The sequence below is a fragment of the Christensenella tenuis genome, from assembly GCF_014287795.1.
GTDB classification, from domain to species: Bacteria; Bacillota; Clostridia; order Christensenellales; family Christensenellaceae; genus Christensenella; species Christensenella tenuis.
In genome coordinates, this window is record NZ_JACOON010000002.1 from 264,590 (window position 1) to 286,724 (window position 22,135).

A 22,135-nucleotide genomic window follows, 5' to 3' on the forward strand; every position below is an offset into this window, starting at 1 on the left:
CCGGGCGGGACGCATCCTCTTTCTTTCCACTGGGAAAAGCCAAAGGAAACGGTTTTATATTGGGATTCTTTTTTCGTTGCGGGGCCAGTCCCAACGGTGGGGCATCGGAAGCCCTATCGTATAACCACAGTCCTTGCAGCAGCAATCCAAAAAAACGCCGTTGTCCGGATTCAGCAGAAACTCCCGGCCCCCGCAGCGGGGGCAGCATACGGAAGAACTGGCCTCCCCGGCGCGGCCTGTGCGTTCAGGCGTACCGCCGCCGTATTGTTCTTTTTTGGAAAAATTCATTTTTCCCATCCCCTTCAAACCAGAACGTTCATTCCCAAAGGTAAGAATTTCATCGGTTATATTGTACTTTCCGCCAGCCTCCCCTTCAACCGGTTGGGCGTAAACGGCTGTTTTTGCGGCGTAAACAGCGGGAAGACGGATGCGTTTCTGGTATATAATAAAAATAAGGAAGTATCAATCAATATAAAAAGCAGCACAGTGCGGTTCGCCGGGAAAGGAGCGATTATGATGAAAGAACAGGAAACCATGCAGAAACAGGAATATGAAGCAGAAAAGCAGCTGCTGGCCGACGATGAGCTGGAGTATGCCGCGGGGGGGCGCAGCGCCGTGAACACAGCCGAAATAGAATCGCTGCTTGACTCGGCCGAAACGGCGGATAATTCCGTCAAACTGCCGAGCAGGTTCCTGAAATAACGATTTTGCATCCGAGTAAGACGAGAAGATATGAACCAACCCTTTTTTCGTAAAAAACCGTTGGAGAAAATTAGCTCGCCGGACAAGCTGGACGAGGCAATGAAGGTGACGAATCCGGGTTTGTGGAGCGTCCTTATTGCGTGTCTGGCTCTTGTCGTGGGGGGCGTAGTTTGGTTTGCCCTGGGCACGGTGCCGGAGACGGCGGAAGCCAGGGGGATCATCTTTCCAGACGACGGGACGGTAACTGTCGTTGCGGAGACAAGCGGAAAAATACAGGATATGCGTGTGGCCACGGGAGATGAAGTGGGGCTGCACGATATTGTTGCGGTCATCGCGCAGCCGGAGCTTATCGCGGAACTGCGCACCATGCAGGCGGCGGGCGCGGGACAAACAGAAGTTTCCGAAAAGTGGCAGCTATATGAACAAGGCGTCATACGGTCTCAAGTCTATGGGATCGTGCTGGACGCGAAGAACCAAAACGATGTCGTGGAAAAGAACGAAACGGTCATGAGCATCGCGCGCATGGAGGACGAAACGAGCAAGTATAGGGTGTTGTGCTATGTTTCTGCCGATATGGCAAGGCAGCTCGAGGTCGGGACGGAAGTGCAGGTCTCTCCCTCCTATGCGTCGCGCGAAGAATACGGGTATATGTATGGATATGTAACGGGGATCGACCAATTCCCCTCGTCGGAGGAGGACATCGCTTCCGAAGTAGGCGATATCCATCATGTAGAGAATGTCCTGGATGAAAACGGCGATAACGTCAAAGTCCGTATATCGCTGGAGGTCGATCCGGAGGTAACGGATGCCGCAAATTCCGCCTTATGGTCGAACGGTGTGGGGAACAGCCTCGAAATACCGGTTGGAACGGAATGCGATATCGTCTTTATCTTAAGCGAACAAAGAGCCTATGAATTGGCGCTCGGCGCGTAAGAGGGCGGAAACGATGGTAAAGAAGGTTCCGGTCATTATGCAAATGGAAGCGCAGGAATGCGGCGCGGCCTGCCTGGCGATGATAGCGGCATATTACGGGAAATGGATCCCGCTCGACCAGGTGCGCAGTGACTGCGGCATATCGCGCGACGGAAGCACGGCAAAAAGCATCGTGCAGACGGCGCGGGAGTATGGGCTTACCGCCCAGGGCTACCGGATGGAGCCGGAGCGCCTGAAGACGTGCAAGTTCCCCATGATTTTGCACTGGGGCTTCAACCATTTCGTCGTTCTGAACGGTTTCCGCGGCAATAAGGCGGTCATCAACGATCCGGCACGCGGCAGAATCACCGTTGAAATGAAAGAGCTGGACGAATGCTTCACGGGGATCGCGTTAGAGATGGAACCGGGAAAAGACTTCCGCAGGGAAGGGGAGCCTCCCGGCGTCTTTCGTTTTATCAAAAAACGCCTGTCCGGCAGCGGGAAAATCCTTGCGTTTGTCCTGCTGTGGTCGGTCGTCAATATGGCATTGACGGTGACGATTCCCTTTTTCACCAAAATATTCATGGATCAGATTCTGACCGGAAACAATATGGAATGGCTGAAGCTGCTCATTTGCGTCATGCTGGGGGTGCTTGTATTCCGGTTTGTTGCAACGGCGATACAGGATCATGTGTGGACGCGCATCGAGGGCAGAATGGCGGTGCAGGCAAGCTCGGCGTTTATGTGGCACGTTTTGCGTCTGCCCGTCCGTTTTTTTGCGCAACGGTATATTGGGGATATCGTCGCGCGGCAGGAAAGCAACGAGAGCATCGCCTCCACGCTGATCCGCCAGATCGCCCCTGCTGTGGTAAACGTCTGCCTGATCGTAGTCTATCTTTTCATCATGCTCCGGTACAGCGTCATGCTGTCTCTGGTGGGGCTCGCGGCTGTGGCCGTCAACCTGGTCATGATGCGGCTCGTTTCCGCGAAAAGGGCAAACAACAGGCGCGCGCTCGAGCGGAAGATCGGGCTGGTGTCCGGCACGATGACGGCAGGTTTCGATATGATCGAGAGCATCAAGGCCGCGGGCGCGGAAAACGGCTTTTACGGCAGATGGAGCGGGCAGTACGCGTCCGCAAACACCGACGTGATACAATACCGGCGGCGCAATCAATATTATTCCTCTGTGCCGCAGTTTATCCAGCAGATGGCCAATGCCGCCGTGCTGATGCTCGGCGTGTATCTGATTATTGACGGGCAATTTACAATCGGTATGCTGCTTGCGTTTCAGGGCTTCCTGTCGTCCTTCCTCACACCGGTCGAAAACCTTTCGCAGCTTGGCAGCGCGCTCGTCGAGATGCGCACGCAGATGGAGCGGGTAGACGATGTGTTCTGCTATCCGGCCGACATCGCGGGAGAAATGGAGGATATGACGGACGAAAAGCTGGACGGGTGTCTGGAACTTTCGCATATTACGTTTGGCTACAATCAGCGCGCGATCCCGCTGATCGAGGATTTTTCCCTGCGCCTGGAGAAAGGAAAAAGCGTCGCGTTCGTAGGAGGTTCGGGCAGCGGGAAATCCACGCTGGCAAAATTGGTATTGGGGCTGTATCCGCTGTGGAGCGGAGAAATCCTGTTTGACGGAAAGCCGAGGCGGGAATGGCCGCACATTGTGATGACAAATTCGGTGAGCGCCGTCGATCAGGAGATCGTGCTTTTTGAAGACACGGTGGCAGATAATATCACCATGTGGGACAGCGGAATACCGGAACAGGATATTGTGGAGGCGTGCCGGCTTGCGGAGATACACGAGGATATCATGCAATGGCCGGACGGTTACGCGCATATCATACGGGAAAACGGGAAAAACCTTTCCGGCGGGCAGAGGCAGAGGATCGAGATTGCCCGTGCGCTTGTGACAAAGCCGTCGATCCTGATTCTCGACGAGGCGACTTCGGCGCTCGACGCAGGAACGGAACGGCGCATTATGGAGAATCTGAAGGCGCGGGGGATCACACTGATTATCGTCGCGCACCGCCTGTCCACCATACGGGACTGCGACGAGATCATCGTCCTGCGGGAAGGAACGGCGTGCGAGCGGGGCACGCATGAGGAGCTTATCAAAAAGCATGGGCAGTATGAGCAGATGATCAACCGCTGAGCGGCAAGAATAAAGAGGAGAGGTATGAACGGACAGCGGCAGAAAAAAGACTGGCGGCAGATGGAAGAAGCCTATGAGGCGCTTCTTTCGGTTGTCCGCGCGCATGAAAAAAACAGAGGAGGAGCGGAAACAGACGTCCTTTCCTACATATTGCGCTACCTGAATATACAGGAGCCGGATATCCCCGCGGAAATCACGGACAAACGGGAAAGACTGGAATATGTGCTGCGGCCGTCCGGCGTGATGTACCGCACGGTAAGGCTGGACGGGGACTGGTGGAAAACGGTTACCGGCCCGATGCTCGGAACGCTTGAAGACGGAACGCCCGTTGCCCTGATTCCAACCCTGTTCAATGGCTATGTATATTATGACGCCGAAGGAAACCGCATTGCGGTGAACAGAAAAACGGCGCGGAAAATACAGGCAAAGGCCATCAGCTTCACACGCAGCCTTCCGCTGCGGCCGATCCGCCTGCGGGATTTTCTGAAATTCCTGCTGGAAGAGCTTTCGCCGGGCGATATTTTGTGGGTGCTGTTCGCCTCGCTGTGCGCGGGGCTGCTCGGAATGGTGCTGCCCTACATCAATCAACTGATCTTTGACCGGATTATTCCAATCGGCATGGCGGAGAATATCCTGCCGGCCGCGGCGCTGCTTGCGGGCGCCACGGTGGGCGGACTGCTGTTCGGGATTTCCCGAAGTTTGGTTTTGGCGCGTTTGAGCGACAAGATCATTTTGGCGGCAAGAAGCGCTTCCATGGCGCGCATTATGTCTCTGCCGCCCTCCTTTTTCAAAGAGTATTCCGCGGGGGACCTGGCACAGCGCGTAAACGGAATGGACAGGATCGCGAAAACCTTGTCCGGCACCGTGCTTACAACCGGACTGACGGCAATTTTTTCTTTTGTATATATTTTCCAGATGGTCTCTTTTTCCCCGCAGCTCGTTGCGCCGGGCATGCTGATGATCTGCGCTTCCGTCGCCGTATTAACAGCGGTCATGCTGGTGCAGGCGCGGGTGGAAAAAAAGCGGGTAACGCTGAACGCGAAAACAAACGGCCTTATTTACGGGCTGTATAAGGGGATACAAAAGATCAAAATAGCCGGCGCGGAAAAACGCGCGTTCTCCAAATGGGCAAAGGCCTATGCGGAAATAGGAACGGTACGGTTCCGGCCGCCGCTTTTCCTGATTTTAAGCGGCGCGCTTACCGGGGCGGTCTCGCTCGGCGGCACGATTCTGCTGTATTATGTTGCCGGAACAAGCGGGATATCGCAATCGGATTATATCGCGTTTTCAACTGCCTACGGGGCGATTTCGTCCGCGCTTGTCGCGCTCGCGGGGGTAGCGCCGGAGCTTGCGAAGATCGGTCCGCAGATCGAGATCATTCAGCCGGTCTTTGATGCGCAGCCCGAGGTGGATATGCAAAAAAAGCAGCCCGCCGCGCTGCACGGGGAGATCGATATTTCCAATGTTTCTTTCCGTTATACGGAAGATATGCCGCTCATATTGGATAATTTCAGCCTGCATATCAGGCAGGGGGAATATGTGGGGATCGTCGGGAAAAGCGGCTGCGGGAAATCCACCCTGCTGCGCCTTCTGATCGGCTTTGAACAGCCGGAATCGGGAGCGATCTATTATGACGGAAACGATATGGAAACGCTCGACCTGCGCTGGCTGCGCCAGAAAACGGGTGTGGTACTTCAGGACGGGAAATTGATGAACGGGGATATTTTTTCCAATATTATCGTGACCGCGCCGTGGAGCACGATGGATGACGCATGGGAAGCGGCGCGGCTGGCAGGGATTGCCGAAGATATCGAAAAAATGCCGATGGGAATGATGACAGTAATCGGTGAAGACGGGCACGGCCTTTCGGGCGGACAAAAGCAGCGTTTGCTGATTGCGCGGGCGTTGGTAGGAAAACCGGGGATACTGCTGTTTGACGAGGCGACGAGCGCGCTCGATAATCTGGTGCAGGATATGGTGGCGGAAAATATCGCGCGGATCGGGTGCACGCGGATCGCGGTTGCGCACCGTTTATCCACCGTGAGGCAATGCGACCGCATCATTATGATAGACGGCGGCAGGATCGCGGAGGAAGGCAGCTATGAGGAGCTAATGGAGAAACGCGGATTGTTCTACGAATTCGCGGTGCGGCAAATTGCCTGAATTTTGAGCGGATTGATCTGCAAGGAGAATAATATGCGAACGAAAAACAAAAGATTGATATCGCTGGCCTGCGTTCTTTTAACTGTTCTGATGCTGCTTGCGGGATGCGCGCAGCAAGCGGGGCAGACGGACGGCGTCATTAAGCTCGTACTTCTGTGCGACGACAGCATGGGCTTTGGCGCGCAGAGCTATGAAAGGGGAGTGTGGATGGCCGTTGACGAATATACAGGACCGAATACGGTATCCTTGGATATATATGAAAGCGGCGATACGTTTGAAGACGCGCTCAAGCTGAATAACGAAAAGGCAGCCGATCCGTCCGTTACGGCGATCCTGTCCATACAGGACTACGACGTTGTGGACGCCGCGGCAAAAGCAATGGAAGAAAATGGTAAAACATTTTTTGCCCTGCACGGATATCTGGAGGATACCGTGAAACGCGGATACGAGACATTCTTTCCTTTTTCACTGAACGCGGAGCACCTTGGCTATGCCATGGGGCTGTATGCCGCGCAGTCCGGGGCGAAAAGGATAGGATGTATTCACAGCGATACGTCTTTTGAGCAGCAGGAAGCCACCGCTTTTGAAAGGGCATTGCTGCGCTCCGAAGAGGGGCGCACGGTGTCTTCGCTGTCCGAGCCGTTTACCTCGCAGGAATTTTACAGCGAAATGGAGGCATGGAAAGCGCTCGGCATAGATACGGCGTATGTCCCGTATTATGAACCGGAATGGGCCGCGGATGTGCTGGCGGTAATCAAGGAAGAACTGCCGGACATCACGCTTCTCTCCTGCTTCAGGATCGAGGACCGAGAGGTGATCGAAAGGCTCGGGGAGGCAAACGGGATCATTATGCCCGCTTATTATCCGGTCGACCGGAGCGGCGAATATGAGGAATGGGCGGAGCGGTTTTATGAGCGGTACGGAGCAGAACCGGATAATGAGGCCGTTCAGGGCTATGACGCCGCGAAGCTGATACTCGCCGCCTATACGGGAGACAATACCTCGCTGGCGCGGAATATCCGTGAAAACGCGCCAAATGCCGGAGGAATAGGTGGAAATATCGTATACGACCTTTTAAACGGGCTTCCCGATCCGGAGGACGAGGCAGGCCCCTATGATTACGAATACCTGATGATGAAGGACGGGGTGTTTACGGTGGTGCAATAAGGGTGCGGAAAACCGCCGGCCCGGCGTTTTGATGACCCTGGGCCGGCAAAACCTGAATGATGGAAGAAAACCTGATTTGAAAATAACGGAAGTATGCGGAAAGGGAAAAGCTATGAAAATCAAAAAATGGATGGCATGTTTTTTGGCGGCGGCTTTCGTGCTGGGAATGCTGTGCACGCCTGCCTTTGCGGTGGATGAAACGGGCGGCGGCGATCCGTCTGGTTCGGGCAATGTAACCGGGGACGGCACAGGCGACCCGTCTGGTTTGGGCAGCGCAGCGGGGGACGGCACAGGCGACCCGTCTGGTTCGGGCAATGTAACCGGGGACGGCACAGGCGATCTGTCTGGCTCGGGCAGCGCAGCGGGAGACGGCACGGGCGACCTGTCTGGCTTGGGAAACACAACCGGAGACGGCACGGGTGATCCGTCAGGCTCGGGCAGCGCGGATGGGGACGGTGCAGGCGGCCCGGCGGGCTTGAACAATACGGATGACGAGGATACAGGCGAATCGGGAGAGCTGAGCGGTATGGACGCGGACGGCAATGCCGCGGGAGAAATCAGCCATGACCTTTCTACGGACGGCCCCCTTGTGATTGAAAAAGACGGAACGTACCGCGTAACGCAGAGCAATTCCGCGGCAACGGGCAATAACATTACCATCAACGCGGGCGTGAACGCTACGGTTATTCTGGCGGGCGTGAACATCAGGAGCGGCTGCGCGTTCCAAATTGCAGACAACAGCACGGGCAACGTTACGGTGGAGCTTGCGGCGGGGACGACAAACACGCTGGCGAGTACGGCTTTATGGGTGGCAGGCCTGCAAAAGAACGGCGGCAGCGGTATGCTCACCATCACCGGCGAAGGAAGCCTTTCGGTATCCAGCTACGATAATGGAGCCGCCATCGGCGGCGGGTTCCTCAAGAGCGGAACGAATATCACCATCCTCAGCGGAACCATAACGGCGAAGGGAGGCCATAATGGAGCCGGAATCGGCGGCGGCAGCAGCGGAATTGGAAGCAATATCTATATTAAAGGCGGGACGGTAACGGCGATTGGCGGATATGATGCAGTAGGGATTGGCGGCGGCAGCGGCGCAATGGGAACCAATATCGTTATCAGCGGCGGAACGGTAACGGCGACCGGCGGAAAGAATGGAGCCGGGATCGGTGGTTCAAGGGATGACGGACAGTATATCACCATCAGCGGCGGAACGGTAACGGCGACTGGCGGAGAAGGCGCGGCTGGGATCGGCGGTGGAAGCTACAACAGCGACGGAAAGAATATTACCATCAGCGGCGGAACGGTAACGGCAATTGGAGGAAAGAACGGCGCGGGCATCGGCGGCGGCAACGGTGGAGATGGATATAATATTACGGTTGGCAGCGGCGCGAAGGTGTCGGCGGTCGGCGGAGAATATGGCTCCGGCATCGGCGGCGGATACCAGGGAGACGGACACGATATCACGATAGAGAATATTGCGAACGTGCAGACCGTAGGCATCGGCGGTGGATTTGGAGGAAAAGCGTATAACATCAAGATTGAAGGCTCGTATAATGATCTGCACGACCACGATGCCGTGCAGAACACCCTGCTGACCGAAGACGGCGGCCTGGAATATTGGTACTGCGAGGAATGCGGGAAATATTTTGCGGACGAGGACCTGACGCAGGAGATTACCCTTCCCGTGTCCACGAATGAGGCGGCGTCTTCCGGGGCGGAAGAAAACGCAGTGGAAACGGAGCGGCAGAAAGCCCCGAAGACCGGGGACGAGAGCGGCATCGTCCTTTGGGTGTTCCTGACGCTTGCGGCGGGCGCGGTGCTGGCCGCCGCCGCGGTTTCTGCAAGAAAAAGAACCGGAACCCGGTAGAATCGCCGTCCGCAGGTGCGACGCTATACTTACTGGAGGCAAGCAGGGCGGATTCCCGGATGTCCCGGATATGCCCGGTGATGACGGAAACAATAAAAGGACACGGAGGGGAAGACGATGAAAACGAAAAAATGGATGGCATGCCTTTTGGCGGCGGTTTTCGTGCTGGGGATGTTGTGCACGCCAGCCTTTGCGGCGGAGGAACCGGGAAATTCCGGCGACCCCTCCGGCACAGGCAGTGCAGCCGGGGATGACGCAGGCGACCTGCCGGGCACGGGCAGTACGGATGGAGGCGAAGCGGGCGGTACGGATGAAACAGGCGAACCGGAGGCGCTAGGCGTAGACGATAACGTCGCAGGAGAAATCAGCCACGACCTGTCCACGGGCGGTTCCCTTGTGATTGAAAAAGACGGAACGTACCGCGTAACGCAGAGCGATGTTTCTACGCCCACAGGCAACAACATCACGGTAACTGCGGGAGCGAAGAACGCCACCGTAATTCTCGCGGGCGTCAACATCAAAAGCGGCTGCGCGTTCCGTATCAATTACAGCCCGGGGAACATTACGGTAGAGCTGGAAGGCGGAACTGTAAACACGCTGGTCAGTACGAATACGGGAGCGGCAGGTTTGCAGGCGGGCATGGGTGCGACTGTTTCTGACGCAAACCTTACCATCACCGGGGACGGAAGTCTTTCGGCAACCGGTGGACGCGAGGGAAGCGGGATTGGCGGCGGCTGGCTTGAAGAAGCGAGGAATATTATCATAAAAGGAAATGTGGTGGTAACGGCGGCTAATGGAGATTCCAAGAGCAATGGCGCGGGAATCGGCGCGACCCGCGGCTCTGCAAACCGTATCCTCATTACCGACAATGCAAAGGTAACGGCAACGGGCGGAGGGTCGGAAGTCGGCATTGGCGGAAACGGAATCGACTTTGGCATTACCATCAGCGGAAACGCGCAGGTAACGGCGACTGGCGGCTCAGGTTCGCCGTCACTTGGCTGGGGAGGAGCTGGAATTGGCGGCGGAACCGCAAGAAATATTACAATTACTGATAATGCGCAGGTAACGGCGGTTGGCGGACCGTGCGCAGCCGGGATTGGCGGCGGATATGATGGGAACGCATACAATATCAGTATTGCCGGAAACGCAAAAGTAACAGCGGACGGCGGCTTTGGCGGCGAAGGGTATGGCGTCGGGATTGGCGGCGGCGTGAAAGGCAACGGGGAGAAAATCACGATTGCAAACCTTGAGAATGTCCGGGCAGGCGGAATCGGCGGAGGATATAAAGGGAGGTCGTTAGACATCAGCATTGGCAGTGCGAACAACGACGGGCTGTGCGCCCACGGAAATTTGGAATATTATCCGGCGCAGAAAGCGACGCAGACGGCCGATGGGAATATGGAGTATTGGTACTGCAAGGACTGCGGGGCATGTTTTACAGACGCGGCACTGACGCAGGAGGTCGCGCGGGCGGACGTCGTCCTTGCGGCTACGAATGAACACGTCCATAACGATGTGGAACACTATCCGGCGCAGGAAGCGACGCAGACGGCCGATGGGAATATAGAATACTGGTATTGCAGGGAGTGCGGAAAATATTTTACAGACGCGGCGTTGACGCAGGAAGTTACGAAAGAAGACGTGATTGTTGCAGCTGTGAGAGGGGCAGATGGCGGAGACTCCGGTACGGAAGAAAACGCAGGGGAAACTGCACAGTGGACAAACCCGAATACCGGGGATGGAAGCGGCATTGCCCTCTGGCTTTTCCTGATGCCCGCGGCGGGCGCGGCGTTGGCCGCTGCCGCGGCTTCGGCAAGGAAACGGACTGTCCGGTAAAACGAACGGCCAATCGGCGCCCTGCGGTTTTCCCGCAGGGCGCTTTTCGTTTCATTCCTCTTTGTTTTCCGTATGATTACATGCAAGGCAGCTTCGCGGCAGAAAAAAGCCGTTCCGTCTATTCCATTTGCCGTCTTCCTTTGCCATGCCGTTGAAAATCTTGCTTTGGCTTCAACAATTTGCTGTCTGCAAGAGATACATAAAGCGATGATTACTATAATAAACCGGATGATAGAATGAAAATAAATTTGACACTACACACCATATATGCTATTATCTCTTGTGGAATAATACAATATATTGAGTTCGCGAGGAAGGGAAGAAGTAATGAAAATTATCAAAAGAAACGGCTCGGAAGCCGATTTTGACATTGCAAAAATTGTCAATGCAATCAGCAAAGCAAATCAGGCGGTCGAAGAAAAAGTGCGGATGACGCCTATGCAGATAGAGCGGATTTCAGAAAGCGTGGTTTTATCCTGCGAGCAGTTGGGCCGTTCCCCAATCGTAGAGGAAATACAGGATATGGTGGAGCATCAAATCATGGCGCACGGCGCGTTCGAAGTTGCAAAAGCATATATCACCTACCGGTACACGCGTAATTTAGTGCGCCAGTCCAACACAACGGACGATAAGATCCTGAGCCTGATCGAGCTCAATAATGAGGAAGCAAAGCAGGAAAATTCCAACAAGAACCCAATCGTCAATTCGACGCAGCGGGATTATATGGCGGGGGAAGTATCGCGGGATATTACAAACCGTATCCTGCTGCCGCAGGAGATCGTAGACGCGCACAACGAGGGGATCATCCATTTCCACGATTCGGATTATTTTGCACAGCACATGCATAACTGCGATCTTGTGAATCTGGAAGATATGCTGCAAAACGGTACGGTCATCACAGGAACGCTGATTGAGCGTCCGCATAGTTTTTCCACAGCTTGCAATATCGCTACGCAGATCATTGCGCAGGTGGCGTCCAACCAATATGGCGGACAGTCGATTTCACTCACGCATCTGGCGCCGTTTGTACAAGTGAGCCGTGAAAAGATCCGTCAGCAGGTACTGCGCGAGATCAAGGAAATGGGCGTTGAGGTCTCGATCGACAAGATCAGCAAAATGGTGGAAGCCCGCCTGCGCGAAGAAATACGTCGGGGAGTGCAGACAATCCAGTATCAGGTAGTGACCCTCCTTACGACAAACGGGCAAGCCCCGTTTGTAACGGTATTCATGTATTTGGGGGAGGCAAAAAATGAGCAGGAGAAGCATGACCTTGCGTTGGTAATCGAAGAAATGCTGGAGCAGCGCTGCCAGGGTGTGAAGAACGAAAAAGGCGTATGGGTCACGCCGGCATTTCCCAAGCTCGTCTATGTGCTGGAGGAGGACAATATCCGGCCCAATGCTCCGTATTACTATTTGACGGAGCTGGCCGCGAAATGCACGGCAAAGCGCATGGTGCCCGATTACATCTCCGAAAAAATCATGCGCCGGCTCAAGATAGATAAGAACGGGGACGGGCAGTGCTATACCTGCATGGGCTGCCGCAGCTTCCTGACGCCCTATGTGAACGAAAAAGGGGAGCCCCAATATTACGGGCGGTTTAACCAAGGCGTGGTAACGGTCAACTTAGTGGATATCGGGCTTTCGGCAGACAAGGATATGCAGAAGTTCTGGGAGGTATTTGACGAACGTATGGAACTGTGCCACAAAGCCCTGCAATGCCGGCACGAGCGCCTGAGCGGAACGGTATCGGATGTGGCGCCGATCCTTTGGCAGTACGGGGCGTTGGCCCGGCTGAAGAAAGGCGAAAAAATAGATAAGCTGCTTCACGGCGGTTATTCCACGATCTCCCTTGGCTATGCGGGGCTGTGGGAATGCGTTTACAGCATGATCGGCAAAAAACTGACGGAGCCGGAAGGCGAAGCATTTGGCCTGGAGATCATGAAGAAGCTGAATGAGTATACCGCAAAGTGGAAACAGGCCGAGAATATCGATTACAGCCTTTACGGCACGCCGCTTGAGTCGACGACCTACAAGTTCGCAAAATGCCTCCAGAAGCGTTTCGGCGTAATCAAAGGGGTAACGGACAAGGGGTATATCACCAACAGCTATCATGTGCATGTAACAGAAGACATCAATGCTTTTGACAAGCTGGCGCTGGAATCTAAATTCCAGGCCTTGTCCCCGGGCGGCGCGATCAGCTATGTAGAGGTACCCAATATGCAGAACAACCTTGAGGCAGTGATGCAGGTGATCCGTTTTATTTATGACAACATCATGTATGCGGAGCTGAACACCAAAAGCGATTATTGCCAAGTCTGCGGTTGGGACGGAGAGATCGAAATACAGGAACAGGATGGAAAGCTGGTTTGGACATGCCCGCAATGCGGCAATCAGGATCAGGATAAAATGAATGTAGCACGGCGCACCTGCGGGTATATTGGCACGCAGTATTGGAACCAGGGACGTACGCAGGAGATCAAAGAACGCGTGATGCACTTATAATCAAGGAACAGGTCACGGGGCATCCGGCAGGGTGCCCCTTTCTATCCGCGTGGTCAGGAGGGTATACGTTTTTTTTATGTACTACGGAGAAATAAAAAACTGTGATATTGCAAACGGGACTGGCGTCCGCGTTACCTTATTTGTTTCGGGATGCACCAATCATTGCGAGCATTGTTTTCAGCCGGAGACCTGGGATTTTCAGTATGGGAGCCCGTTCACGCGGGAAACGGAGGATGAGCTGCTTGCCATGTTGGAACCGGACTACATTAACGGACTGACTTTGCTTGGCGGGGAACCTTTCGAACCGGAAAACCAGCACGCGTTGTTGCCCTTCCTGCGCCGTGTAAAGGAGCGGTATCCGGACAAAGACATTTGGGCGTTTACCGGCTTTACGCTGGAGGAACTGCACGGGCAGGGCGCATATCCAAATTGCGGAGAAACTGAAGAAATCCTGGCGCTCATAGATGTACTTGTGGATGGGCGTTATGTGGAAGCGCAAAAAGACCTGTCCCTGCAATTCCGCGGTTCCGCGAACCAAAGGATCATCGATCTGAACCGCACAAAGGAACAGGGGCATATCGTACTATGGCCGGAGCTGGTATAATTGCAGAAGTCAACAGTGCTGGCTGAATATACGTGTTATAGACAAATATCAGCACTTCTTTTCCTGTTTTTCTTTTGCCATAGGAACCTATTCATTGTTTGCTTTTGCAGCAGTTCATTGAAATTCAAACTTCGAACATAAATGCCGGGCAGCTTTGCAAATACCTATTCTCCAAAGATATATCTGAGCGGTCCGTTTCCTCACAAAAATCCATAGCGGTTGGCATAAACATATTCCCAGCACCCTTTCCTTGTAAGAATATACCTGTGCCGAATATTCCCGGCCGCGTTTCTTTATTATGCGAATTGAGCCTTCAATTTTTCCGTTTTTCTCTATAATCCATAGTTTTTATTGATATTGTCAAAAAGTTCCGTCATGGCACGGAAAAATATTGCTCCGCGGCTGGCAAAAAATTAAATTGCCGTTCAAGAATTTCACAATAGAAATGGACTGCTAAACTCACCTCATCGGGTTTTGCTTCACAAATACAAATATTATTATTTTTCTGTTCTCTTAATATTTTTAAGGACCTCGCTCTGCTCCGCGGCCGCTTCGCGTGACAAGAATTCGGACGCAGAAGGTGAAAATATAATTGACATAAGCTGGTAAAGATTAGCCGCAAACTCTTCGACGGAGGTTTTGAAATGGTTTTGGATCCAAATGCCGATCTCTATCGAAATTCCCCCTGCATAAAATGAAGCGATAAATTCCGGAGATGCGGGAAGGCTGAAACCGGTCCGCTCCATTTTTAAGAGAGTCTGTAAAAAGCTGTCCGCGAAAAAATGATGGAGCATCGTAACTGTCTCCCTGCTTGGATCGGACTCCATAATGTGAAAAAAAGGCGCGGAATTATCCTTGATATTTTGCAGGGCAGCATGAAATTGCATTGATGACGGGCGGCAACAACGGGTGTAGCGCAGGATGTGCAGCAGGCAACCAAGCTGGTGCGCAGTATGGTAACGCAATACGGTATGAGTGACCGGTTTGGGATGATGGCGCTGGAAGAAAGCCAAAGCCGTTATCTCGATGGGAGAAATATGGCAATATGCAGCGAATCGACAGGCGCTTTGGCAGATGAAGAGGTGCAGAAGATCATGGAAGAATGTTATGCGAAAGCCGTGAACTTGGTGCAGGAGAATGAGGGCGCGCTGGAGCGCATTGCAAAAGCTTACTGGATAAGGAAACGATATCCGGGGAAAAATTTATGGAGCTTTTACAGGGAGAATGATAAGCAAAGCCCGACATAGAAACAGAAGAATTTGAATTGCAGGAAAAGCAAACGGAAGTGGAAGACAGAATAGGAAAAAGGCGGCGGAAAACCAGGGGTTCCGTTTGGCAATCGGGATACTGTTGCTTGTTTATCCGCTGGAAGGCGGCACTGCGGCCGTATATCTGATGCTGGGCAGGACTTGCGCCGATTGCCGTATTTTGACTGGTGCAACGACAGAATATTTGCCTGCTGTTCAACAAAAACAGGCATATTTCTGTTGGCATGCCTGTTCGTGGGAAATAAATAAGGATTAGGTTTCACCCAAAAGGGGTATCTATACCAGTATAACCGGCTTTCCATATCAATGAAGATTTTTGTTTTCAGGATACATGGCATCGGTGGAACAAGAAGGGGTGAAACCATGATGAAAAAGTCCAGAAAAAGAATGAGGCCGGTACAAGTGCTTTTGGCAGTATTGATTTGTTTGCTGCCGGGAATTCCGGCGTATGCGGCCGCCGCGGACGGCGCGGAACCCACCGCCATACAAACGCAGGAAATACAGGAAACACCAGCGGAAACGCTGGATGCAGGCGGACTGGAAACAACCGGAACCGATGGGGTAGCGGCTGGTCCGGCGGAGATGGAAACGGAACAGGTTGCGAAGGAAACGGATCCGAAAATAGCCGCGGAGCAACCGGAAGCTGATATGGAGCAGACGGAAACCCAGGCCGCGGACGGAGAGATTGCAATCGATGAGGCGAATTTTCCGGACGCCCAGTTCCGGGCATATGTCGGCAGTTCCCTGATTGATAAAGATGCGAACGGATGGCTGACGGAAGCGGAACGGCAGGCAGTGAAGGAAATCAACGTACCGAACAAAGGAATCACAACCCTGGAGGGAATCGCTTATTTCCCGAATCTATTGGTTTTGAGCTGCCGGGTCAACAGCATCGTTTCCCTTGATTTAAGCGGAAATCCGGAATTGACGCAGTTATTGTGCCTGGATAATCCATTGGCCGAATTGAACATAGAGAGCAATACCAAATTACAGAACTTGAATTGTTATGAAACAAAACTCGCTTCCCTGGACTTAAGGAAAGCCCCTGCGCTGCAGGAACTGACATTTGGCAATATGCCGCTCAGGGAGATTGACCTCACGCAAAATACGGAGCTGCGCTATCTCACCTATTTGGGCGGGATGTTAAGCGAACTGGATTTGTCCCACGCGCCCAAGCTCGACCAACTGATTTGCTCGTACAGCATGGTGGGCCGTTTAGATGTTTCCAATAATCCGGAGCTGACTTTCATAGGATGCGAGGGGAATCCAATCGAAACGCTGGATTTTTCCAATAATCCCAAGCTGGTAAGCGCAAACGTAAGGAACAATGAACTGGTCTCTATTCATATGGGGAGCGGAACGGGAATCACGGTCTTGACGGAAGGGCAGCGGGCAAAGACGGTCAAACTTGTTCGGGGCGAGACGTCTTACGACCTGAAAAACCTTGACCCAAAGTTCGACGGGGCAGCGGTCAGCAATTTGCAGAATGCAAGGCTCAGCGGCAGTACGCTCGAAAATTTGACGCCGGGAACGCTTGTTGCCTATGACTATACCAGCAATGGGGTAGTCGTCCATGCCACGCTCGATATTCAGGAAGGAAATGCGTGGACGGTTCCCCTGCATATTGAAAATTGGACATATGGGGAAACGCCCAGCCAGCCGGTTGCGGAAGCGGAATTTGGAACGGTTCATTTCCTGTATGGAAAAGACGGCGTATTTTCCGGGGAAATACCGCAGCAGGCGGGCAGATGGGCCGTCAAGGCGGTTGTAGACGGGACGGACGACTATCCGGGAATGGAAGCGCAGGCGGAGTTTGAAATTTACAGGGCGGTTCCGGAATATACGGTTCCGGTAACGCTTTACGGAACCTATGGGGACGTTTTGCATAATATTTTGCTCAGCAGGGGTTTTGCCTGGATGGACGGGACGTTAAGCGTGGGAAATGTAGGGGACCATACGTTTGAGGCAGCCTACACGCCGGAAGATACGGTGGATTATATGACGGTAGAACACATTCCGATTCATGTAATGATTCAACCCAAAGACGGGACAGGCTTCGATATTTCGCCGATTCGAAATGAAGAAGACGCAGAGCATATTGTCATATGGGACGGAACTACCAAACTGCTGCCGGGCAGGGATTATACCGTAACACAGGAACGCAGGGGGGATACCGTATTGGTTACCATACAATATATCGGAAACTATACGGGGACAGTGCAGAAAAGTTACCTTGCAGTGCAGGAAAACGGTGCGGCGGCAGGAGAGGCGGCGCAGGATGACGCTGGTTCCGGGGGAAATATCCCCAAAACGGGGGACAATACTACTCCTGCGGCCTATGGATTAACGGCAGGAGTTGCCGTCCTGATCCTGGCGGCGGCGCTGGCGTGGAAAAAAGCGGCGCGGAACAGCAGCGGAAAGTAGTGAAGCGAAAAAGCGGAAAAAGCAGCGCGGGCATACGCCGTCTTGGCAAGTAGAAGGATGGCGGAAAAATAAAGAAAGAAAACGGCAGTGCGGTATTGCCGTTTTTTTGTGCGAACGCCGTTTTGTTCTGTATGATATGCATGAAAATAGGGAAAGTGCGGCCGCCAGCCGGAACCGGATGAATGCGGGAGAAAGAGATCTTTTGTGATTGGCCGCGGTATATTAAAATTAAATTCATAATTTTTTAGACAAAACAGCTTTATATTTTACTGAATTTTCAGGAATTTTCAAGTTTGCGTTTTTTACCTTCGTTCGTTTTTGGTACGGCAACCATAGTGGGGAAGAACGCGTTTAGCAGCCCTGCTAAATCGTTGCATAAAAACTGCTGCCCGCCATAGCAGGCAGCAGTTTTTAAGAGTGTTCATAAAATTTTTTAAGTCGCCGTATACCACTTATTGCCCGGTAGGTTTATACTCGATTCATGAATCAAATGGATTTTCTACCCGCATGATAGAGCAGTAGAAAGACATCATGCACATTGAGTATTTTACCATGTTACCTGCGCGTTCCAAGTGCCGGATTCGCTATGGTCTGAAACGGCAAGATCAATTCGATTGCCTTTGATTGCTCCGCCTGTATCTTCGGCAATGCGTGTTCCTATACCCTCAATATAGACGGACGTTCCCAGGGGAATTACCGATGGATCGACAGCGATTGTCCTGCCTGGAGTGATTGGTGTTCCTGAAGCAGTAGGCATCCCGGCCCATTTTCCGTTGCAGGCAGCACAGGGACAATAGGTAGTAATGGTAAACATTCCGCCGTTTGAGCCGGTGCTGCGTTCCTCCGCAGACACAATGCCCCCGGATTTGCGATCATGGGACGCCTCCCCTGTTTCATCCATGTCAGGTTCAGGTAAAATATACCCGCTTCCGACAGCAGATTCCATCTTTGTCTCCTCGAATGGGATATAGTAAATGGAATCCGTCGCATCTACTCTGGTTTCCGCCCACAGGGTTCCGTCTTGCGTTTTTACGACTTTAAATAGATACAAAACAGTATCCGGTTGCAGATTACCAACAACAGCATCTGCTGTGTCGGAGCTTCGACGCAGACTGCCGCCTTCGGCGCCTGCATACCGGATTTCAGTAATTTCGTCTGTGTCCAGCGCAGGAATATAGGAGGAGGAACCGATTGTTTCCCCTTGTATTGCCGCTTTACCGGGCGAAGCTGCCTGGGCGGTAGTGAAACATACGCCCATTATCATGACAGTAGTCAGCACCATAACCAATACTTTATTTTTCTTCATATGACATCCTTTCGTATGTAATTTATATTAGCGGCGAAATACCGCTAATATGTGGATTCTTAAAAGACATTTCGCTCAGGATATGCCTTTTAGAAGATCATAACGGTATTTTGTCAGGAATTTGTGAGAAAATCCGTATAATTTTGTTAGGAATCCCGCGGGCCGTTTCATTTTTTCTCTGGGGTAAATCCGGCTGTTTAAAAAAAATTCACAAAATCCACACAAAATTATCATAGTAATATGGTGTTGTTATTTTGCAAAGAAATTCACTCCAGAGAGGTATTCATCACGTGAGAAAATTTATGATATGGGTTATAATATGTTGCCTTTTGTCCGCGATGCCGTCTGTCGCTTTAGCGGCGCCGGGCGGCGCTGACAGCAGCGCTTCCGAACCGCAGAACAGTGTGACGGTTTCCGGAGAAATCATTTCCGGGGAAGAGCAGGCAGCGGCAACACAATCGCCCGATTATTACGACAGCGCCCCCGAGATGGATCAGTCTCAGGTTACATCCGAGTCCGCCATGCTGATAGAAGCAGATTCGGGGACCGTGCTATTTGAAAAAAGCAGTAATGAAAGGATTTATCCTGCAAGTACAACAAAGCTGATGACGGCCTTACTGACAGCAGAGAATTGTCAGCTTACAGATATGGTAACATTAACAAATGAAATGTTGGCGGCAATCGGTCAACTAAGCGAAAACAGCAGCCTGATGCATCTTGACAGACTGGAAGAGGGCACAGAAATATCGGTAAAAGATTTGCTGTACGGTCTTTTTTTGCGATCCGGAAATGATGCGGCCCAAGTACTGGCGATCCATATTGCGGGCACGGAGGATGAATTTGTAAACAGGATGAACGCAAGGGCACGGGAACTCGGTATGGCAGATACGCATTTTGTCAATTCCCACGGGGTTTATACACCGGATGAAGGCGAAAATCATTACTCCACCGCTGCGGATATGGCAAAATTGGCAATTGCGGCGGCGGAGGTTCCCGTACTTTCCGAAATCATGGGAACAGAAACCTATCAATACGAATCGGTAAGCGGACTGGAAGAAAATGAAACGCTGGGAAACGACGTCATCGAGAATTCGAATTATCTGGTGCATACGCCGGCAGACCATCCAGAATATGCTTCATACATAGACGACCGGGCAACGGGAATGAAGACGGGGCTTTTATTGAATATTCAGCCTCCGGAAGCGGAAGACCTGATTACGTCTTACGGATGTTTGGTCGCTTCCGCATCCGATGGGAATATGGATTTGATTGCCCTGGTGTTTGGCGATATGTCCCTTGCGGACGATGAAAACGGTGTCCCCGCAGCCTATGCGCGTTGGGACATTGCACGGCAACTGTTTGACTATGGTTTTGGAAATTTTGCGAAAGTTGATATTGCGCAGTATGTTACTGCGTTTTCCACACACCGGCAGATTGGGGACGAAACGATCGAAGCCGCTGCCGATTTAAGCGGAGTACAGCCAAATGAACGCTTACTTCTTCTGACGGACGCACAGGGGCTGGAAACGGGGACAACCGTGCTGGAACAGCAAGTGACAATGAATGAACCGATAGATAGTTCTGTTCATACGGGCGATGAAATAGGGAGAGTCGCCTATCTGCTGGATGGCTGGGAACTATACTCCGCCCCGCTTATTGCGGCTGGAATGTTGCAGACAGTTCCCGCCGCAGATCCTGCCGAAGAAGTTGGGGACGGGGAAACGGGCGGTTTATTCGTGTTTCAGTTATGGTATCTGTGGATTATTGTTCCGGCCGGGGTATTTCTTACGCTTTTGATAATACGGATAGTAAACCTCGGACGGCGAAGAAGGCGGCGCGGGCTATATGCCGCACGTAGAAGAACGCTGGCAGATATTCGGCCCGGCGCAAGAAAAAATATACCGCCGGATATCATCCCGACGGTAGTACCGAAAAATATCAGGCCGGTAAAGCCCATAAAAAGGAAAATAAACCATGACAATGAGAAAGAGTGACATATTATAAAACGGGAATAGAACCAAGCAATATGATGCCGACAACCGTGCACATCACGGCAGTGATTAAAATGAAACCAATAGCAACCTGTTTCAAAGCAATATCCTTTCCGGGTATGGATTTGTTTCAGCAATTTTCTGAAACATCTTTAGAATCACTTTAACCGCAAGTTGTGAAAAAATTGTGAGGGTATTTTCAATAATTTGCAAAAAGGGCGTTCAAACCTGTCTAAAATAGATATAGAAATTCCCGTATGTTTGAAATGAAGGGAGGGATCCACATGGAGATTCGCGTATTAAAATATTTTCTTGCGGTTGCAAGGGAAGAAAATATAACCAGAGCCGCGCAGCTTTTGCATGTGACGCAGCCTACGCTTTCGCGGCAGATCATGCAGATGGAAGAAGAACTTGGCGTAAAACTGTTTACCCGCAGTAAGCATAATATTGTCCTCACAGAGGACGGAATGCTTTTAAAACGCCGGGCACAAGAGCTTATTGCTCTTGCGGATAAAACGAAAAGGGATTTCATCCGGGAAGAGGAGAAGTTGTCGGGGGAAATCACGATTGGCAGCGGCGAATTTCGCAGCACCCGGATATTTTCACAAATTATGGCGGCATTCCAAGAAAAGCATCCTCTGGTCAGTTACCGGATTTACAGCGGCAATGCTGATAATATCAAGGACCAAATAGAGAGGGGACTGCTTGACATTGGGGTGATGGGAGGCCCAACGGATATTCAAAAATATAATTTTGTGCCGATGCCGGTGAAAGAAAGATGGGGCGTTTTGACAAGGCTGGATTCCGGTTTGGCAGAAAAGGAGAAGATAACGCCGGAAGATTTGGAGGGAATCCCGCTGATTACGACATCAAGGGAATATGTACAAAACGATTTAGCGAATTGGCTTGGCGGCGCATACGGGCAGATGCATATTGCAGCCAGTGGAAATTTACTTTATAACGAGGCAATGATGGCAGAAAGCGGAATCGGAACCGTTATTTGTATCAAGCTCGATTGTATCTACGAAAATCTCCGTTTTATTCCTTTGTACCCGCCGGTTGAGACTGTTACCGCCCTGGTATGGAAGAAAGACCAAGTGTTTTCCCCAACTACTGCGGCATTTATTGAATACGCATCGCAATACCTAAAAGGCATTTCAAACGATAAAATATAAGCATTAGACATAAAGCGAATAAGAATTTAAGATAAAGATGTTCCGAAGGAGCATCTT

General features: G+C 52.1%; 15 protein-coding genes and 1 pseudogene. 13 read left to right on the forward strand and 3 right to left on the reverse strand.

Going from position 1 to position 22,135, the window contains the following annotated elements; genetic code table 11:
• Positions 1-54 precede the first annotated feature (54 nt).
• Positions 55-288 carry a hypothetical protein gene (locus H8S18_RS05025; RefSeq protein WP_186857208.1) on the reverse strand — a complete coding sequence of 78 codons (234 nt, stop codon included), beginning with the start codon at positions 286-288 and terminating at the stop codon, positions 55-57.
• 225 nt (positions 289-513) lie between these two features.
• On the opposite strand from H8S18_RS05025, the gene H8S18_RS05030 reads away from it, so the two are divergent.
• The 9 genes from H8S18_RS05030 (at position 514) to nrdG (ending at position 13,914) form a co-directional block, all read left to right on the forward strand.
• Positions 514-702, forward strand: coding sequence for a hypothetical protein (locus H8S18_RS05030; protein WP_186857209.1), 189 nt, complete (start codon positions 514-516; stop codon positions 700-702).
• A gap of 30 nt (positions 703-732) precedes the next feature.
• A complete protein-coding gene (locus tag H8S18_RS05035; protein WP_186857210.1) occupies positions 733-1,635 on the forward strand; it encodes an efflux RND transporter periplasmic adaptor subunit in 903 nt (300 codons plus the stop codon).
• 13 nt (positions 1,636-1,648) lie between these two features.
• Positions 1,649-3,775 carry an NHLP family bacteriocin export ABC transporter peptidase/permease/ATPase subunit gene (locus H8S18_RS05040; protein WP_186857211.1) on the forward strand — a complete coding sequence of 709 codons (2,127 nt, stop codon included), beginning with the start codon at positions 1,649-1,651 and terminating at the stop codon, positions 3,773-3,775.
• A 24-nt stretch (positions 3,776-3,799) separates the two neighbouring features.
• A complete protein-coding gene (locus tag H8S18_RS05045; protein ID WP_186857212.1) occupies positions 3,800-5,938 on the forward strand; it encodes an NHLP bacteriocin export ABC transporter permease/ATPase subunit in 2,139 nt (712 codons plus the stop codon).
• Positions 5,939-5,971: 33 nt separating this feature from the next.
• Positions 5,972-7,105 carry an ABC transporter substrate-binding protein gene (locus H8S18_RS05050; RefSeq protein ID WP_186857213.1) on the forward strand — a complete coding sequence of 378 codons (1,134 nt, stop codon included), beginning with the start codon at positions 5,972-5,974 and terminating at the stop codon, positions 7,103-7,105.
• A gap of 112 nt (positions 7,106-7,217) precedes the next feature.
• Positions 7,218-8,972, forward strand: coding sequence for a hypothetical protein (locus tag H8S18_RS14795; protein WP_186857214.1), 1,755 nt, complete (start codon positions 7,218-7,220; stop codon positions 8,970-8,972).
• Positions 8,973-9,089: 117 nt separating this feature from the next.
• Positions 9,090-10,808: an autotransporter outer membrane beta-barrel domain-containing protein gene (locus H8S18_RS05060; protein ID WP_186857215.1), complete on the forward strand. Its 1,719-nt coding sequence runs from the start codon at positions 9,090-9,092 to the stop codon at positions 10,806-10,808.
• Between the two features lie 327 nt (positions 10,809-11,135).
• On the forward strand, positions 11,136-13,310 hold the full coding sequence (nrdD, locus tag H8S18_RS05065) for an anaerobic ribonucleoside-triphosphate reductase (protein WP_186857216.1): 2,175 nt from the start codon (positions 11,136-11,138) through the stop codon (positions 13,308-13,310).
• A 76-nt stretch (positions 13,311-13,386) separates the two neighbouring features.
• Positions 13,387-13,914: an anaerobic ribonucleoside-triphosphate reductase activating protein gene (gene nrdG / locus H8S18_RS05070; protein ID WP_186857217.1), complete on the forward strand. Its 528-nt coding sequence runs from the start codon at positions 13,387-13,389 to the stop codon at positions 13,912-13,914.
• A gap of 497 nt (positions 13,915-14,411) precedes the next feature.
• On the opposite strand, the gene H8S18_RS15030 is transcribed toward nrdG, so the two are convergent.
• Entirely contained in the window at positions 14,412-14,801 is a 390-nt protein-coding gene (locus H8S18_RS15030) for a TetR-like C-terminal domain-containing protein (protein WP_186857218.1), read from the reverse strand.
• Positions 14,802-14,825: 24 nt separating this feature from the next.
• On the opposite strand from H8S18_RS15030, the pseudogene H8S18_RS05080 reads away from it, so the two are divergent.
• Positions 14,826-15,161: pseudogene (locus H8S18_RS05080) on the forward strand (ATP-dependent zinc metalloprotease FtsH); the annotation flags it as partial.
• A gap of 384 nt (positions 15,162-15,545) precedes the next feature.
• Entirely contained in the window at positions 15,546-17,606 is a 2,061-nt protein-coding gene (locus H8S18_RS05085; protein ID WP_186857220.1) for a leucine-rich repeat domain-containing protein, read from the forward strand.
• A 547-nt stretch (positions 17,607-18,153) separates the two neighbouring features.
• Here H8S18_RS05085 and H8S18_RS14800 read toward each other — a convergent pair.
• The gene (locus H8S18_RS14800; protein ID WP_186857221.1) at positions 18,154-18,912 is read right to left on the reverse strand and encodes a 3D domain-containing protein; all 759 of its coding nucleotides are present in this window, start codon (positions 18,910-18,912) and stop codon (positions 18,154-18,156) included.
• A 302-nt stretch (positions 18,913-19,214) separates the two neighbouring features.
• Between H8S18_RS14800 and H8S18_RS05095 the strand changes: the two genes are divergently transcribed.
• The gene (locus H8S18_RS05095; protein WP_186857222.1) at positions 19,215-20,906 is read left to right on the forward strand and encodes a D-alanyl-D-alanine carboxypeptidase family protein; all 1,692 of its coding nucleotides are present in this window, start codon (positions 19,215-19,217) and stop codon (positions 20,904-20,906) included.
• Between the two features lie 281 nt (positions 20,907-21,187).
• Positions 21,188-22,078 (forward strand): LysR family transcriptional regulator, encoded by an 891-nt coding sequence (locus H8S18_RS05100; RefSeq protein ID WP_186857223.1) that lies wholly within the window; start codon positions 21,188-21,190, stop codon positions 22,076-22,078.
• Positions 22,079-22,135: the final 57 nt, after the last annotated feature.